This is a genomic window from Halomonas sp. CnH100-B, from assembly GCF_024124605.1.
Classification (GTDB): domain Bacteria; phylum Pseudomonadota; class Gammaproteobacteria; order Pseudomonadales; family Halomonadaceae; genus Vreelandella.
The window spans coordinates 569,198-585,276 of the sequence record NZ_JAMXRX010000001.1 but is presented as its reverse complement, the minus strand read 5'-3'; the positions used below and the strand labels follow the sequence as shown (position 1 = coordinate 585,276).

The window sequence follows — 16,079 nt, the reverse complement described above, 5'->3', positions numbered from 1 at the left end:
GTCTCTCTCATTCGGGGACCAGGGGCGTTTTTTCTTGCAAGCGCTGATCATGAAAACCGTTGAGCAGCTTCTCATAGCGCTTGGGCAAGACGGAGTCTTGGCGGCGAAGAAGATAGAGCACTTCGTTGATCGCTTGCGGAAGCGCCAACGCCTTTACCTGCCGCTGCCAGGGTGACGTTTCGAGCACTAAGCGCGAGACCACCGTAAAGCCCAGCCCCCTCGCCACGGCATCCAACACCATGCTGACTTCGTTGGTGAACCCCTGGTGGCGAAAGTGCGTCATGGAGCGAAACTCATCGGGATAGTTGGCTCGCAACAGCGCATTGGCGTGATTGATGCCATCGTAGTAATTGATGAAGCCAATGCCCATCAGCTCCGACAGCGTGCTGCCTGCAAAATCGGCAGGCACGACCAAGCAGAGTGGCTCTTTATGCCACACCGTACAGGTGAGTTCCGGGTGGTTGACCTGCTCGGTCACGATACCGATATCGTAGCGGCCTTCAAGCAGGTCGTTGACGATCTCATGGTTGAACGCAAAGCTATAGTTGACCGTGAGATTAGGGTGCATTTGCTGCTGCCCCAAAATGTAGGGGTAGAACATCAGCCCGACGCTACCGGGAGAGGCGATTCGGCACTCGCCGCTGTCCAGGGAATCGTCATCTAAGCCATGGCGAAACTGCTCATGTTCGGCGAATAGCTTCAACGCGTAATCGTAAGCACGGCGCCCAGATTCGGTTAGCGTAAAACTTCTGCCACGGCGCTCTAACAGCGTTTTGCCAAGATAGCTTTCCAACTTACGAATATGCTGGCTAACCCCAGGCTGCGTCATCTCTAGACGACGCGCCGTTCGTGTGAAACTGCCGGTTTCCACTAACGTTATAAACGTCCGAAAATATTGGGCATTAAACATAGGGTTTGAGCAACATCCTCATTATCCATCATCGTAAGACGCTGATATGGGTCGCTAACGTCACCATCCCGACCCGCCTACCGTGCGCACTTGCAGGGCCCTAGAGTAGCACAAACGCTACCAAGACGGTCGCTTAGCCCCATTGCTGAACCGCACCCAGCAGCGTGCTAGTATGCAGTTTCGTTACGAACACTCTTAGGGATAGCCAGACTAATGACGCAGACCCCAGCGCCTCGTGCCACGATTTCCAGCATTATTTCTCCTGAAGGCAGCCTCGAAGTTCTTTCACAGCATGAGGTCAACCGGCTCAAGAGCACGTCCAAAAGTGGTTTGCACGATTTATTGCGCCGATGCGCGCTTGCCGTCCTCAATTGCGGCAGCCCTACCGATGACAGCTTGGCCATCCTGGAAGCCTACAAAGATTTTGACATCGAGGTACTGCAACAAGATCGCGGCATTCGGCTGAAACTCACCAATGCGCCCGCAGAGGCCTTCGTAGACGGACGCATGATTCGCGGCATTCGTGAACATCTCTCGTCGATCATTCGCGATATCGTGTATGTCTATAACGAGATTCAACACCACAACCGTTTCGACCTGACTACGGGCGAAGGCACGACCAACGCGGTGTTTCACATTTTACGCAAGGCAGGCACCCTCAAACCGGGCCGCGACCCAAGTCTCGTGGTGTGCTGGGGCGGTCACTCCATTTCCCGTGAAGAGTACGAATATACCAAGGATGTGGGTTACCACCTGGGCTTGCGCGATCTGGACATTTGCACTGGCTGCGGCCCTGGAGCCATGAAAGGACCCATGAAGGGCGCCAACGTGGCGCATGCCAAACAGCGGCGCAAAGATGGCCGCTACTTGGGTATTTCAGAGCCTGGCATCATCGCCGCCGAAGCGCCCAACCCTATCGTCAACGAACTCGTAGTCATGCCGGATATCGAGAAGCGTCTGGAAGCGTTCGTCCGCCTGGGCCACGGCATCATCGTCTTCCCTGGCGGCGTGGGTACCGCCGAAGAGATCCTCTACCTACTAGGTATTCTGTTGCACCCCAGCAACCGAGAGATTCCCTTCCCTCTCATCTTCACCGGTCCAGCGAGCGCATCCGCCTACTTCCAGAAAATCGATGAATTTCTGGTGTACACCCTGGGCGAAGAGATTCGCCGCTACTACACCATCATTACCGGCGACCCAGTGGCCGTGGCCCGCAAAATGCGCGACGGTATCGACCAAATCGCCGACTTCCGCCGCCAGCATCAGGATGCCTTTTACTACAACTGGCGCTTGACCATTGCCCGCGAATTTCAGGCCCCCTTCGAGCCTACCCACGAAGCAATGCGCGGTCTAGCGCTGCACCGTCAGCAACCCACGCATGAACTAGCGGCCAATTTGCGCCGCGCCTTCTCGGGCATCGTGGCGGGTAACGTCAAGGAACCCGGCATCCGCGCCATCGAAGCGCATGGCCCCTTCGAGCTCACTGCCGAGCCGGAGCTCATGCAGCGGCTGGATGCTCTGCTGAGTTCGTTTGTTGCCCAAGGCCGCATGAAGCTGGATGGCGAGCCCTATACGCCCTGCTACGTTCTGAAATAGCCTTAACCACCTGGCAGGCACTTCGGTGCCTGCCTGAGAGTCCATGCCGTGATCATTGCACTGCTTACGCTTGTCATTGCGGGCATCATCAAAGGCGCGATTGGTTCCGGCGTGCCGGTGGTGGTCGTGCCAGTGTTGACCATGCTTTACGACGTCAAACTGGCCATTGCAGTCTTGGTCGCCCCTAATCTGTTCAGCAATGCCCTTCAGGTATGGCAATACCGCACCCATCTGTTGCCTTGGCGTTTCTTGATGGCATTTGCCATGGCCGGTGGCGCTGGCATCGTTTTGGGCACGTGGGGCCTTGTCGTCCTGGCTCCGGAGTACCTGTCGCTGGGGGTCGCAGGCGCCATTGTGCTGTACCTAGCCGTCAAGCTCTCGCGACGAGTGACCGTATTGCCTTTATCCATGGCCGAGCGCATCGTCCTACCCGTCGGGGTGTTAGCCGGTGTTTTACAAGGCGCTGCTGGCATGTCGGCCCCGGCATCGGTCACGTTCTTGAACGCCATGCAGCTGGAGCGCCGCGTCTTCATCGGCTCCATTTCGGTGTTTTTCGTCGCGATAACGCTGGTACAAATTCCCGCTCTTCTCAGCGCAGGCATCCTCACAGCTGAGCGCTTCGTCTACAGCTTGGGGGCGCTACTGGTGATTCTTGTCGGTATGCCTTTAGGCGCTCGCTTAGGACAGCGCCTGCCGCACCGCTGGTTCGACAATATGATCATGTGCTTGTTAGCCAGCATTGCCGTGAAAATCATCGTCGACGCATGGCTGGCATGATCAACGACCGGGCCTCTGCACGATGGCTCATTAACCGCTACACTGAACCGACACATCGCGCCGCAGACATTGGCGTGCAGACGATGCGTATCACGTATTGACAAGGAAAGGAGCACGACATGGAAATGATCGACCAACTGCAAGATGGCAAAACCAAAGCTTTCGCCAAGCACTGTTTCGAGCGCTACTCTCCCGAGGAACTCAACAGCGCGGCAGAAGGCGCGCCAGATCAAGCGGAAATGGAGCACTGGGGCATCACTGCCGGACAGTGGGAAGAAGCCGTTGCAGCAGCGCTCGCCGATCATAAAGCGCAAGGGTAACATCGCATGCGGTTACGCTTGGCTGATGAAGGAACATCAAGCAAGCGGGTCAGTCAAAAATACACATTCGGCGCAATGGAACTAGGAGGTTCATATGAGAAAATGGATAGTGATGGCCCTCTTCAACTGGCTTCGCAAGCCAGCTAATCGTCAAAAGGCCAAAGCTGCCTGGAACGACTTACGCGGACAACAAAAGCGCCCTTCGGGTGCGTCGTCGCCGTCTTCAAGCCGCAATGCCTCACGACACCCCCATTCTTCCCGCGACCACCGCCGGTAACTAATATAAGTCTGGCCTTGAGAAAGGCCAGTTTTTATCCGTGACACGACACAAAAAAGCCGCTTCGATGAACGAAGCGGCTTTTCAGTATTGGTCGGAGTGACAGGATTCGAACCTGCGACCTTTGCAACCCCATTGCAACGCGCTACCAAGCTGCGCCACACTCCGATGCCTTCTTGGCATTTGCCTCAAGACGGTGCGTATACTAGCGCTTTATTAGCCAAATGAAAAGCCCTTTTTGCGCTTTCTTTTCAAATGCTTGCTGATACCCGCTGGAAACCGTTAACGATCCGCCTGTTTCAACAGCGTGGCCATCGCCTCGTACACGTTAGGCGTGGTGATCAGTAGCTGTTCGGGGAAAAGGTCCGCCGGGACATTTTCCGGCACGGCCACCAAATGCCCCACGCGCGCGCCCGCCTCCCGTGCGATGACCCATCCAGCAACGAAATCCCAGGGCGAGACAGTTTCATAGTACGCATCGAGTCGCCCACAGGCGACATCGCAAATGTCCAGGGCTGCTGAGCCATTGCGGCGCACGTCCTGGCAGTGGGTTAATGCTGCCTCCAAACGGGGTAACAGCGCTTTACGGGCGGTTTTATCGTAAGGGAAGCCAGTACCCACCAGCGTACTGTCGAGAGACGCTGCATGGCTCGGCGAGATAGGCTGTTGATTGCAAAAGGCACCGAGCCCCTGGGCGGCACTGAACGTTTCGCTCAGAAACGGCGCATGCACTACCCCTACCTTACCGATTCCCTGCTCGATCCAACCAATCGATACGGCAACGTGGCGAAGTCCTTGGGCAAAATTTACCGTGCCATCGATGGGATCCACCACCCATAGCTGCTCGGCGGGGTTATGTAGCGCTTCTTCTGGGCTTAGCTCTTCGCTTAAACGCGCCTCACCGGGGAAGTGCTCTTCCAAGCGCTGGCTAATCAGCTTATCAACGGCAACATCCACATCGGTCACGAGTTCAATGCCCGCTTTTAAACGCTGGCTGAACGTTTGCTGTTCGCGGGCATCACGAATCATCTGCCCCGCTTCTTCCGCGATGGAGGTGGCTATCGCCAAGCGCTCTTCCAGAGTGACATTCGCCATAGGTGCTCCGCTTTGTTGAGTTAACGTCATCGTTCACCCAGCATAAACGCTGCCCTAATAAGGCGCTAGCGCAGAGCATCTACCAGCACATCGACCACCACTCGGGTCGCAGCTTCGATCAAGACCACGTCTGCGCCCACGCGCTCCCATTCGTAACCGGGATAACGCGGCAATTGGTTAGCAATCGGGCCATCAAAGCGCTTGGCGATGCCAGGAGGCAGCGGTTTACCGCGCTCTAATTGGCGCTGAATACCCGGCGGCAATGGCTCGGCGCGAGGGGCATCGTACTGGCGCAGTAAATTGAGTAGGTCGCGCTCGTTAATACGCGGCAGATCTACCGAGCGATAATCACGCTGATGATGACGACGCGACTCTTCATGGCGAGGCTGGCGCTCCTGCTGTGAGTAGTCCTGGTGGTTATTTCGAGCACCGTGGGCAGGTGCATGGGCAGGCTGAGCTATTGCCGATGTTTGCCAAAGTAGCGCAGCGACTACAACGCCGAGGGTGATGGGTTTCATAGCGAGCTCCGTTGGGGCATTCAGTCTAGCTAGGAGCTTTGAGTGTAAACGGCAAATACGCAGGGAGTGTGGAAGAAAGGAGTTTAGAAATGTTGGCAATAGGTAATAATGCGAAAAACAGTTCGTCAAGGCGTAATGAAATACAGGGTAAATAGAGGCCACCTTAGTAGGTGGCCTATCATAAATAAAAATTATTTTATGAATCAGTACTTGCAGTTAATGAACCATCCTCTTGGATTGTTACAGTTACGTTAGCCCGACCAGTGCCAACAACTTGCGAAGTGGTGTTACTTGTAAATGCTGTTTGCACTTGTGCCTGCGTTGCCTCACCTTCACCACCACCTCCTACTTCACAAGCATTCCAGCCAAAGCTTACAACAGGGTTGCCACCAGCTTGCGTTTCGGCTAGATAAGCAGTGCGAAATGCACTTAACTCACCACGGCAAGCGTTTGCACTAGCACGGTCAAGGTAATTATTATACTGCGGCACACCCACTGCCGCCAAGATACCGATAATCGCCACAACGATCAGCAGTTCGATCAGGGTAAAGCCCTGCTGCTTGAAGCGGCGGGGTTGGTTGGGTTGGGTTGTTTGCATTGCGAGGTTCCCTTGCGATGTAGGAGTCATAATATAGACCAAAGGTAAGTGAACCAAGGCCTAACATACGGCTTACAGTAGCTTACCGCCCTAGGGTTGGCAACTAGGTTTCTCAACCGTTCAAAGACGTTTTTTCAGCCTATTTCGGTGCTTTGGAAGCGCTGTATCAGTACCTCGCATCAGGCAAATATGGTACAACTCTCAGCACAATTATCCAGCTTTCGAGAACGCCATGAGCCAAACCGCCCCGGAGTCTACGCTAAGCCATGCGGCCCTCAACGGAGGGTTACGCGGCATTGCTAAACGACTGGTCAAGCATGGCCTGTTAACCGATGCGCAAGCGACTGTGGCAGAGAGTACGGCGGCCGAACTCGAGATATCTCTCCTACAGCATGTCATCGATAGCGGGCTTGTCGAAGCGGATGCTGCGGCCGTGGCGGCTGCGTGGGAGTACGGCCTGCCGGTGGTGGATCTCGAGGCCATTCGCGTCAGCGCCCTACCGCCTGCCAGCGACTATCCCGTTAAAATACTCGAGCGACTGGATATCTTACCCCTGGCTCGCCATGGCCACCGTTTGACCGTGGCTGTGCCCTACCCGGCCACGCTGACTCAGCTCGATGAACTTCAGTTCGCGACCGGACTTAGTGTCGATGGTGTACTGGCACCGGCTGACCAGTTGCGGAATACGCTAGTCCAGTACTTAGCTCAAAACGAGCGCAGCATGCTCGATGAGCTAGACAATATCGACGATGCCGTCAGTGCGCTCAACATCGTCCAACACGCTGATGGAGATGAGGTCGAGCTCGACAAAGCCTCCCAGAATAGTGACGATGCTCCCGTCGTTAAATTCGTCAACAAGATTCTGCTCGATGCCATCAGCCGAGGCGCATCGGACATTCACTTCGAGCCCTATGAAACCCAGTACCGGGTACGTTTCCGTATCGATGGAATGCTGGTCGAAATCGCGCGGCCACCCTTTGCGCTGCGTCACCGCATCGCAGCGCGCTTGAAGATCATGTCCCGTCTGGATATTTCAGAGCGTCGCTTGCCACAAGATGGCGCTCTGAAGCTGCAGCTTTCACGTACCCGCTCCATCGATTTCCGGGTCAATTCCCTCCCCACGGTATGGGGGGAGAAAGTGGTACTGCGGATATTGGACCCCACGTCCGCCCAGCTTGGAATCGATCAGCTCGGCTTTAGCCCTGAACAGCAGGCCGCTTACGAGTACGCGTTGAAAAAACCCCAAGGAATGATTTTGGTGACCGGGCCAACGGGCAGCGGTAAGACGGTGACACTTTACACCGGCATCAACATCCTGAACCAAGTGCAGCGCAATATCTGCACCGCTGAAGATCCGGTCGAGATCAAGGTATCGGGTATCAACCAAGTCAACGTGCTGCCTAAAATTGGGCTTAACTTTGCTAGTGCGTTACGGGCGTTTCTTCGCCAAGACCCCGATGTGGTCATGGTGGGTGAAATTCGTGATTTGGAGACGGCGGAAATTGCGGTCAAAGCGGCGCAAACGGGTCACTTGGTGCTCTCCACCGTCCATACCAATTCGGCGGCAGAAACGCTCACCCGTCTCGCGAACATGGGGGTGGCGACTTATAACATTGCCAGTTCGGTGAGCCTGATCATTGCACAGCGATTAGCACGCAAATTATGCAATCAGTGTAAAACACCGGCCGACATTCCGGCTGAGGCGCTGCGTAAAGCCGGTTTCAACCAGCAGGATATTCGCAACGCGACGATCTATAAAGCTGTGGGGTGTAAGCAGTGCACCCAGGGGTATAAAGGGCGGTTAGGCGTGTACGAGGTAGTGCCGATTACCGATGACATGCGTCAACTGATCATGCGCGACGGCAACGCCATCGAGATCGACCAGCAAGCGCGTCGCGAGGGCTACCCTAGCCTTTACCAAAGCTGCCTCAGCCGGGTCTTGGATGGCAGCACCAGCCTGGAAGAAGTCAACCGAATCAGTAAGGAGTAACGCCGCCCATGGCCAAAGCCAAGGCTCGCCGCGCCAAGCCCGCCCCGCTGCACCGCTGGAAATGGGCGGGCAAAGGTCCTCAGGATCGCCCCATGCGAGGCGAGCTGATTGGCCGCACCAAAGCCGATATCGTCGAGCAGCTTGCGAAGCAGCGCATCGTTGCCAGTAAGATTCAAAAACGCAGCAGTTTCAGCGGCCGCGGTAAAGTGACCAATGTCGATATCATGGTGTTCGCACGCCAGATGGCGACCATGGTGCGTGCAGGCATCCCTATTTTGCAGGCACTTCAAGCCGTGTCGGAAAGCTTGAAGAAACCCGCCATGGTCGCGCTGACCCAGCAAATCATGGAAGACGTGTCGTCCGGCGATAGCCTTTCCAGTGCCATGGCAAAACATCCTCGTCAGTTCGATCGTTTATTCGTCAACTTGGTGGATGCAGGAGAACAAGCCGGCGCGCTCGATCAAATGCTCGAACGTATTGCCAGTTACAAAGAAAAAGTCGAGTCACTCAAAAACCGCGTCAAAAAAGCGCTTTGGTATCCGACCTCGGTCATGGCGATTGGTGTGGGGGTAACCATGCTTTTGCTCATCAAAGTGGTACCTGAGTTCGAAAGCATGTTTCAAGGCTTTGGCGCCGAGCTGCCCGCATTGACACAGTTCACCGTCAATCTCTCTGACATGGCCCAGCAATATTGGCTACATGCACTGGGCTTCTTAGTCGGTAGTGTGATGCTGCTGAAAACGGCTGCGCGCCGTTCACCCAAGGTCGCCTATCGGCTCGATGGCTTATTGCTCAGGTTACCGGTAATTGGCGACATCATGCATAAATCGGCAGTGTCCCGCTTCACTCGAACCCTCGCGACGACCTTTGCCTCCGGGGTACCATTGATAGAAGGCCTAGAAACCGCTGCCGGCGCCGCCGACAATCGCGTCTACATCAAAGCAATCAATGAAGTGCGCCAGGATGTCACCACTGGGCAGCAGCTTCATTTTGCGATGCGGATGACGAACCGCTTTCCTGCGCTGGCCGTTCAGATGGTGAGCATCGGCGAAGAGGCTGGATCCCTCGATGCCATGCTCAATCGGGTGGCGGATTATTACGAAGAGGAAGTCGACAATAAAGTCGATGCGCTGACATCACTCATGGAGCCCATCATTATCGTCGTGCTCGGTGCCCTGGTGGGAGGCGTGGTAGTGTCGATGTATCTCCCGATCTTCGAAATTGGCACGGCGCTATAGAGCAGGCCACTCAATCCATTAGGAGTATCATGGGCTTACCGCCACTATTATTGTCAGTCTTCGCAGGGGTCATGGGGCTGTGTTTGGGCAGCTTTCTCAATGTCGTGATCACGCGGCTACCGGTCATGCTGATGCGCCAGTGGCGTAACGAAGCTCTCGCTTCGTTGGAGCAGCCCACAGAGCCTACCCCTCGCTTCAATCTTGCCTATCCACCGTCCATGTGCCCTCGCTGCGAGCACGCCATTGCCTGGCACGACAACCTCCCTGTCCTCGGGTGGTTGAAGCGTCGCGGGCGCTGCGCCCATTGTCAAACTCGTATCAGCCCTCAGTACCCGGTGGTGGAAATCATGGGGGGCGTACTGGCGATTGCCGTCATGGCGCTGCATGGCTGGCAACTTTCGAGTTTGTGGATATATGCCGCCTGCATGACGCTACTCGTGTTAGCCGTCATCGACCTGCGCACATACCTTCTACCGGACATACTGACCCTACCGCTGCTGTGGGCGGGTTTGGCCTACCAGCTTCTGTTTCAGCCCGTCATGCTATCTAGCGCCGTGTTAGGGGCCATGGCGGGGTATCTCGTCTTGTGGGGCTTTTACTGGCTCTTCAAGCTCGTCACGGGAAAGGAGGGCATGGGCTATGGCGATTTCAAACTACTGGCAGCGCTAGGTGCTTGGTTAGGCTGGAGCATGCTTCCGCTACTGCTGATCGTGTCTGCCGGATTGGGCGCACTCATTGGCCTGATGGTACAAGCGACACAACCTCGCCTGCGAGGCCAAGCCATGCCGTTTGGCCCCTTTTTGGCATTATCAGGCTGGGTGGGGTTACTCATGGGCGATGACCTCATGGCACTCTACCTGTCACTGGTATACTGAATCATTTATCGGTTCTGTCATTTAAGGGTTAACATGATCATTGGTGTTACCGGCGGTATTGGCTCAGGAAAATCCACCGTTGCTCGTCTATTTGGGGAGTTGGGTATCGGCTGGGTGGATGCCGATGACGTGGCAAGAGAGATTGTCGCCCCTGGCGAACCAGCACTCGATGCCATCACTGAGCGGTTTGGCATGCAGGTGCTGAATAATGACGGCAGCCTAAACCGAGCCACCCTGCGCGAGATTGTATTTACCGACCCCAGTCAGCGTGCTTGGCTGGAGTCCGTTACCCACCCGCGTATCCGCGAGCGGCTACTCGAACATCTGCGACAGCTTTGCACCCAATCACCCTATGTACTGCTGGTTTCCCCACTGCTTTTCGAATCGGGACAGGATGCGCTGGTAAAACGTACGTTGGTGGTGGACGTTCCCGAGGCAGAGCAGCTCGCGCGAACGTTGACCCGTGATCACGTGAGCGAGCAGCAGGTGCGTGCTATCCTCGCGGCCCAGTTACCACGCGATGTGCGACTCTCACGTGCCGACGATGTCATCGACAATAGCCGAGGGCGAAATCATACCCAACGGCAAGTGGCCGCACTCGACCAACAGTACCGTAACAGCATAACGTGAAGGAGCTTTCACCGATGACGATTCCCGCCAACGATGCCCCGCTCGAAGTGGATTGCCCACAGTGTGGAACACGGGTGACTTGGGGGCCTAGCAGCCCTTTTCGCCCCTTTTGTAGCAAACGTTGCCAGTTACTGGATCTCGGCGCTTGGGCAGAAGAGTCTCACCGTATCTCGGGAGAGTCCGCCATGGATGAGGCCGATATCGAGACGCTTCTAGCTCAAGCGGATAAAGATGCTCCACTCTCTTGAGACGATGCCTCACTGATGTCTGACGCCTTACGACCCCACTATCGGTTATTGCATGAGCTGGATGAACGCTTCGACCAACTGACTGCAGCCATCCACCGTGCAGCGACGCTCTATGAATCAGCGCCTCCCTCCACGTGGCGTTTGACAGGGTCAGGCGATGCCACTTGGCTGAGAGATGCGCTTCTAGACATGTGGCATCAGCAGCATCAAGACGGCCGAGAAACACGTAATTACATTGCCGTCATCGCCGCCGACGAGCCGCTGATTGAGGCCTTTCAAGAGGTCAACGCTGCCAAAAGTGCCATCAGCACACTTTTGCAACGCATCAAGCAGAGCGAGCCGGGCGGACTCAGTGACGCCAAGCAGCGCCTCCCCCAGCGTCATCCTGATGTCGAGAAAGTGCTCCGCACCGGGGGAATGGCGCGACTGCATTTGAAACAGTGCTGGCGTCAATTGCCTATCGTCGAAGCACCGGTCGCACGAGTGCGGCTCGCGTGGTACAGCAGCGGACGCTCCATCAAACGCATCACCGTCCAAGAGGCAGAGCAAAAGTTATTACAGCTGGATAGCGATGCTCCCCATGTCCGCATACAGCTGCGAAAACTCGCTGGCATACCCAGCAGCGAACTATTGGCGCAGGTACAAAACCAAGCACCGCTCATGCGCGCCAACCTATTCTTCACGGAACCGCTGATGGATGGCCAGACACGGCGCGCGTTAAATATTGCCATGCCGCTGGTGGTACCCGCACATGAAGGCCGCTTGCCGCATATCAAAGTGCCCCCTATGGAGCCACCCGCACAACGAACACGCGCCAAGCGGCGGGATGAAAAGCTAGAAAGTGACGCTTTTTTGCCCAGCTTACGCGTTTATCGCTACCGTTAGCGGATCATTGGCAACCACCGGCAACCGGTCCTTTGTCCACAATCCGTAAGCCAGCAGCGTTTCAATGAGCGCCCTCACTTCCTGCTCGGACTGATCGTATTCGTTCATGAGAGCCCTCAGACGCTCTGCAAAATGTGCCTCCTGTGCTTTTTCATGCGCCTCTTGGTCGTCAGCTTCTAAGGATGCTAAAGAGCGTACAGGCGGCCCGGTGGGAATATCAAAATCACTCTCAGGATCGTCCAACTGACGCAATGCTTGCGCAAAGGCGTCATCCAGCTCACGAAATTTACGTAGCTTTTCACGCTCATCCAGTTGTTTTTGAACCTTTTGATATTTCATTGATGTTTCATTTACACCTTACAAAAAATGGTCGATACGCCTGCCAAACAGGCCTTTTTAACGAAAAACTGTGCACAAACGCGTAAACATACAGAGCAAACTTGCCTTTGCTTGAGCTTAGCAGCATAAAGACAACATCGTGATGGCAACACGAATCGGTAACAATGGTTTACCGCTATCGTATGGACAGTGACACTACGCCATCACACGCCAAGGATGTTAGCTCACTCCACGATACTCCCTATTGATAGGCAGTGAGCAGAGCTATGGGCTACCAGCACTTGTACCATACGCACCGGGAGGGTGCTCTACAGGCAAGATATCGACCTGTATGACTCACGCATAGGAGGCCAGATAATGTTCAATGCAATGTCGCGAGCTGAGATCTGGCTACAGGACACGCTTGATCAGTCATTGAGTATCGAAGACCTAGCGAACCACTTGGGGTATTCTGCCTCGCAGGTGCGCAGACAGTTTCGCCAATGCTTTCATACATCCCCAAGCGCTTACCGCGAGCAGCGTCGCCTAGAGCGTGCTGCCGTTCTCTTATCACTGACATCACAAAATATAGCGCATATCGCCTTACGCTGTGGGTACGTCAATCACTCTTCTTTCTCAAGAGCCTTTCAAAGGCGCTACCAGCTAACTCCGCGGCATTATCGCCAAGCGCTAAGTGGTATGCGCCATTTAGCCGCACCTCAAAGACAGTTTACGACGACCATCGAGAAGAGCCGCCCACGACAGGCTGTTTTTATGCGTATTTATGAAGCACCTGACGCTATTGATGGACTGGGCAGCAAAAAACATCATGCTAACCATCTTAGCTGCTTTGAAGCACAATTAGGGCGAGCCACACCGACCGTTGCCTTGCCTGACTTATTAGCCAATACCGTTGCCGCTTTAGACACTTCTCAACCGCAAAACAAGTTGAGAACCGATATTGGACTTTACTTAGAGCCTACGGCTACCACGGAGAATTTAGCACTGCCAGTGGCTTATCGCAGGGTAGACTCTCCCGCTCAACACTTTGCCACGACACGTTTCGATCAGTTCGATGAGCTAGCGGATGCGCTAGCCTCCACGCTCTTGCGCATCATTCACCAAGAAGACACGTTTCAGATTAGTGGAGATTCTCCGCGAGTACTGTGGCATCCAAATCACTTGGAATTACGCGTCCCGCTTCAATATTGAGCAATGTTGACTGGAAACTCTTCTCTATCGCTGTTTAAAAAGAATTCCGGCACTTCTTTGCAGAAGTGCCGGAATGATTTGTTTAGTCTTCCATCCGCACGAGCCAAGACTCGACAGTGTCATCGCCGTGCTCGTCTTTCCAGCTACGCAGGCCTTTGTGATTGCCGCCACGGGTTTCGATGACCTCACCAGTGTGCGGGTTCTTGTAGATCTTCAGACGACGCTTGCGGCGCGTAGAGGCAGCAGGCGCTTTAGTGCTGACACGCTGATCGGCAGCAGGGTCAAGCAATGCGACCACGTCTGCCGGGCGCTTACCAAACTCGTTCATCAACGCTTCCAGTTTGGCTTTAAACTCTAGCTCGCTTTTAAGGCGCTGATCGCCTTCTAAACGCTGCAGTTCTTCTTGTAGCTGCTTAAGCTGCTGTTCTTTCTGGATGTAATCGTTTAACAAAGACATAGGGAGTCCCTTTTTTGCTTTAGATGTAACGGCAATGGTATTCAGCTGGACCACTCAATACCGATCAGTTCAGGATGCGGTGACATTATTGCCTTAATTATGCTAATTGACAACAGTCTAGTTGATTTTGATCCATTTACTAAACATTTTTTTAAACGCCAACTTGCCAAAGCCCACAACGATTAAAGCCACTCTTCAAACAACACGAGTACTGCTAATAAAGATTAAGAAAGTAAATCGAAGTGATGTAAATTTTTGCAAAAAAAACGCCGCCCTAGAGGGCGGCGTTTTTATAGGCGTCAGACTAATAACTTAGTCTTGACCCATCTGCTGCTTGATCAGATCACCGATAGTGGTCGGGCCACCGGCGGCTTCTGGCTCTTGCTCACGCAGTTTCTTCAGGTTTTGACGAGTATCGTCTTGCTCTTTCGCTTTTACCGACAGATTGATCTGACGGCTCTTGCGATCGACGCTCACGATACGCGCTTCAACGCTGTCGCCTTCGTTAAGAACGTTGCGTGCATCTTCAACACGGTCAGCGCTGATTTCAGAGGCTTTGAGGATAGCGATAACGTCTGTCGCCAGCTCAACGTGTGCTTCTTTGGCGTCAACTTCTACAACGCGGCCAGTCACGATGCTGCCCTTGTCGTTCACAGACAGGTATTCAGCAACCGGATCGGAATCCATTTGCTTGATACCCAGGGAGATACGCTCGCGCTCCGGGTCGATAGACAGAATAACCGCTTCTGCTTCGTCACCCTTCTTGAAGTTACGAACGGCTTCTTCGCCTGTTTCAGTCCAAGAGATGTCGGACAGGTGAACCAGACCGTCGATACCGCCTTCAAGGCCGATGAAGATACCGAAGTCCGTAATGGACTTGATGGTACCGGAAACACGGTCGCCCTTGTTGTATTCGGCGTTGAAGGTTTCCCACGGGTTAGCAGTACACTGCTTGATACCCAGAGAAATACGACGACGCTCTTCGTCGATATCAAGAACCATCACGTCAACGTCATCGCCCACTTGAACGACTTTAGACGGATGAATGTTCTTGTTGGTCCAGTCCATTTCAGACACGTGAACCAGACCTTCCACACCCTCTTCCAGCTCAGCAAAGCAACCGTAGTCCGTCAGGTTAGTGACGACAGCGTGTACTTTGGTGCCTTCTGGATAACGGTCTTTGATGTTGACCCACGGATCTTCGCCCAGCTGCTTCAGACCCAGTGAAACGCGGTTGCGCTCACGATCGAACTTCAGCACTTTGACGTTGATCTCGTCGCCAACGGCAACGATTTCAGACGGATGCTTGATGCGCTTCCACGCCATGTCGGTGATGTGCAGCAGGCCATCGACGCCGCCCAAATCAACGAAAGCACCGTAATCGGTCAGGTTCTTGACGATACCTTTGATCTGCTGGCCTTCTTGCAGAGTGGCCAGGAGCGCTTCACGCTCGGCGCTGTTCTCTGCTTCCAGCACGGCACGACGTGATACGACGACGTTGTTGCGCTTCGGGTCGAGCTTGATGACTTTGAAATCCAGCTCTTTGTTTTCCAGGTGCGCAGTGTCGCGAACCGGACGAACGTCCACCAGAGAGCCCGGCAAGAAAGCACGGATAGAGTCGACGTCGACAGTGAAGCCGCCTTTGACTTTACCGTTGATCACGCCCTTGACGATTTCGTCTTTCTCGAAGGCTGCTTCCAGAATCTTCCAAGCTTCTGCGCGCTTGGCTTTTTCACGGGACAGACGTGTTTCACCGAAACCATCTTCGACGGCTTCCAGTGCAACGTGAACGTCATCACCGATGGCGATGGTCAGTTCACCGTTTTCATCGCGGAATTGTGCCGCAGGGATTTGACCTTCGGACTTCAGACCAGCGTTAACGGTAACCCAGTCACCGTCAATGTCGACAACCTGAGCCGCGACGATGGCGCCTGGCTCCATGTTGATGTCGTTAAGAGACTGTTCAAACAGTTCAGCAAAGCTTTCGCTCATGGTTTTCCTACGTGATCAACGTTGTTGAGGCATAACTGCCTTCTCCGTACCACCAGCGAGTACGGGCCTAATGTCACTCAGCTTTTGGAGGCGTTAGCGCTGGTTAGACCTGACCGGGCTCACTGAGATGATGCTGTCGCCCT

17 protein-coding genes and 1 tRNA gene are annotated in these 16,079 nt (G+C 54.5%); 10 read left to right on the top strand and 8 right to left on the bottom strand.

Annotated elements, in window-relative coordinates; all coding sequences use genetic code 11:
• Nucleotides 1-7: 7 nt before the first annotated feature.
• Complete coding sequence (locus NH398_RS02590; RefSeq protein ID WP_253016314.1) at nucleotides 8-910, bottom strand: LysR family transcriptional regulator; 903 nt, start codon at nucleotides 908-910, stop codon at nucleotides 8-10.
• 213 nt (nucleotides 911-1,123) lie between these two features.
• Between NH398_RS02590 and ppnN the strand changes: the two genes are divergently transcribed.
• From ppnN to NH398_RS02575, 3 genes are all read left to right on the top strand, one after another.
• A complete protein-coding gene (gene ppnN, locus NH398_RS02585; protein WP_290441368.1) occupies nucleotides 1,124-2,506 on the top strand; it encodes a nucleotide 5'-monophosphate nucleosidase PpnN in 1,383 nt (460 codons plus the stop codon).
• Nucleotides 2,507-2,554: 48 nt separating this feature from the next.
• Nucleotides 2,555-3,283 carry a sulfite exporter TauE/SafE family protein gene (locus tag NH398_RS02580; protein ID WP_253016313.1) on the top strand — a complete coding sequence of 243 codons (729 nt, stop codon included), beginning with the start codon at nucleotides 2,555-2,557 and terminating at the stop codon, nucleotides 3,281-3,283.
• Nucleotides 3,284-3,402: 119 nt separating this feature from the next.
• Nucleotides 3,403-3,603, top strand: a complete 201-nt coding sequence (locus NH398_RS02575) for a hypothetical protein (protein WP_159342261.1) — start codon at nucleotides 3,403-3,405, stop codon at nucleotides 3,601-3,603.
• Between the two features lie 368 nt (nucleotides 3,604-3,971).
• Here NH398_RS02575 and NH398_RS02570 read toward each other — a convergent pair.
• The 4 genes from NH398_RS02570 to NH398_RS16705 all read right to left on the bottom strand — a co-directional run bounded on the left by NH398_RS02570 (nucleotide 3,972) and on the right by NH398_RS16705 (nucleotide 6,091).
• A tRNA-Pro gene (locus tag NH398_RS02570) sits at nucleotides 3,972-4,048 on the bottom strand.
• A gap of 114 nt (nucleotides 4,049-4,162) precedes the next feature.
• Nucleotides 4,163-4,975: an inositol monophosphatase family protein gene (locus NH398_RS02565; protein ID WP_253016312.1), complete on the bottom strand. Its 813-nt coding sequence runs from the start codon at nucleotides 4,973-4,975 to the stop codon at nucleotides 4,163-4,165.
• A 65-nt stretch (nucleotides 4,976-5,040) separates the two neighbouring features.
• Nucleotides 5,041-5,493 carry an anti-virulence regulator CigR family protein gene (locus NH398_RS02560; protein ID WP_253016311.1) on the bottom strand — a complete coding sequence of 151 codons (453 nt, stop codon included), beginning with the start codon at nucleotides 5,491-5,493 and terminating at the stop codon, nucleotides 5,041-5,043.
• Nucleotides 5,494-5,689: 196 nt separating this feature from the next.
• A complete protein-coding gene (locus NH398_RS16705) occupies nucleotides 5,690-6,091 on the bottom strand; it encodes a prepilin-type N-terminal cleavage/methylation domain-containing protein (protein WP_290441367.1) in 402 nt (133 codons plus the stop codon).
• Between the two features lie 232 nt (nucleotides 6,092-6,323).
• Here NH398_RS16705 and pilB point away from each other — a divergent pair, with 232 nt between their 5' ends.
• The 6 genes from pilB to NH398_RS02525 are packed head-to-tail and all read left to right on the top strand — an operon-like array spanning nucleotide 6,324 to nucleotide 11,957.
• Nucleotides 6,324-8,081 carry a type IV-A pilus assembly ATPase PilB gene (gene pilB, locus NH398_RS02550; RefSeq protein ID WP_253016310.1) on the top strand — a complete coding sequence of 586 codons (1,758 nt, stop codon included), beginning with the start codon at nucleotides 6,324-6,326 and terminating at the stop codon, nucleotides 8,079-8,081.
• Nucleotides 8,082-8,089: 8 nt separating this feature from the next.
• On the top strand, nucleotides 8,090-9,319 hold the full coding sequence (locus NH398_RS02545) for a type II secretion system F family protein (protein ID WP_253016309.1): 1,230 nt from the start codon (nucleotides 8,090-8,092) through the stop codon (nucleotides 9,317-9,319).
• Nucleotides 9,320-9,348: 29 nt separating this feature from the next.
• Nucleotides 9,349-10,194 carry an A24 family peptidase gene (locus tag NH398_RS02540; protein ID WP_159342267.1) on the top strand — a complete coding sequence of 282 codons (846 nt, stop codon included), beginning with the start codon at nucleotides 9,349-9,351 and terminating at the stop codon, nucleotides 10,192-10,194.
• Nucleotides 10,195-10,227: 33 nt separating this feature from the next.
• On the top strand, nucleotides 10,228-10,824 hold the full coding sequence (gene coaE, locus NH398_RS02535; protein ID WP_253016307.1) for a dephospho-CoA kinase: 597 nt from the start codon (nucleotides 10,228-10,230) through the stop codon (nucleotides 10,822-10,824).
• A gap of 14 nt (nucleotides 10,825-10,838) precedes the next feature.
• Nucleotides 10,839-11,072 carry a DNA gyrase inhibitor YacG gene (gene yacG, locus NH398_RS02530; RefSeq protein WP_159342269.1) on the top strand — a complete coding sequence of 78 codons (234 nt, stop codon included), beginning with the start codon at nucleotides 10,839-10,841 and terminating at the stop codon, nucleotides 11,070-11,072.
• Nucleotides 11,073-11,087: 15 nt separating this feature from the next.
• Nucleotides 11,088-11,957, top strand: a complete 870-nt coding sequence (locus tag NH398_RS02525) for a DNA replication terminus site-binding protein (RefSeq protein ID WP_253016305.1) — start codon at nucleotides 11,088-11,090, stop codon at nucleotides 11,955-11,957.
• Here the strand turns inward: NH398_RS02525 and NH398_RS02520 are convergent.
• Nucleotides 11,934-12,296, bottom strand: coding sequence for a hypothetical protein (locus tag NH398_RS02520; protein ID WP_253016303.1), 363 nt, complete (start codon nucleotides 12,294-12,296; stop codon nucleotides 11,934-11,936). The two genes, NH398_RS02525 and NH398_RS02520, sit on opposite strands and share 24 nt — an antisense overlap.
• 357 nt (nucleotides 12,297-12,653) lie before the next feature.
• Here NH398_RS02520 and NH398_RS02515 point away from each other — a divergent pair, with 357 nt between their 5' ends.
• The gene (locus NH398_RS02515) at nucleotides 12,654-13,487 is read left to right on the top strand and encodes a helix-turn-helix transcriptional regulator (protein ID WP_159342272.1); all 834 of its coding nucleotides are present in this window, start codon (nucleotides 12,654-12,656) and stop codon (nucleotides 13,485-13,487) included.
• A gap of 82 nt (nucleotides 13,488-13,569) precedes the next feature.
• Here the strand turns inward: NH398_RS02515 and NH398_RS02510 are convergent, their stop codons facing one another.
• Both NH398_RS02510 and rpsA read right to left on the bottom strand, forming a co-directional pair.
• On the bottom strand, nucleotides 13,570-13,944 hold the full coding sequence (locus NH398_RS02510; protein ID WP_253016301.1) for a histone-like nucleoid-structuring protein, MvaT/MvaU family: 375 nt from the start codon (nucleotides 13,942-13,944) through the stop codon (nucleotides 13,570-13,572).
• A gap of 312 nt (nucleotides 13,945-14,256) precedes the next feature.
• Nucleotides 14,257-15,936: a 30S ribosomal protein S1 gene (gene rpsA, locus NH398_RS02505; protein ID WP_139527448.1), complete on the bottom strand. Its 1,680-nt coding sequence runs from the start codon at nucleotides 15,934-15,936 to the stop codon at nucleotides 14,257-14,259.
• Nucleotides 15,937-16,079: the final 143 nt, after the last annotated feature.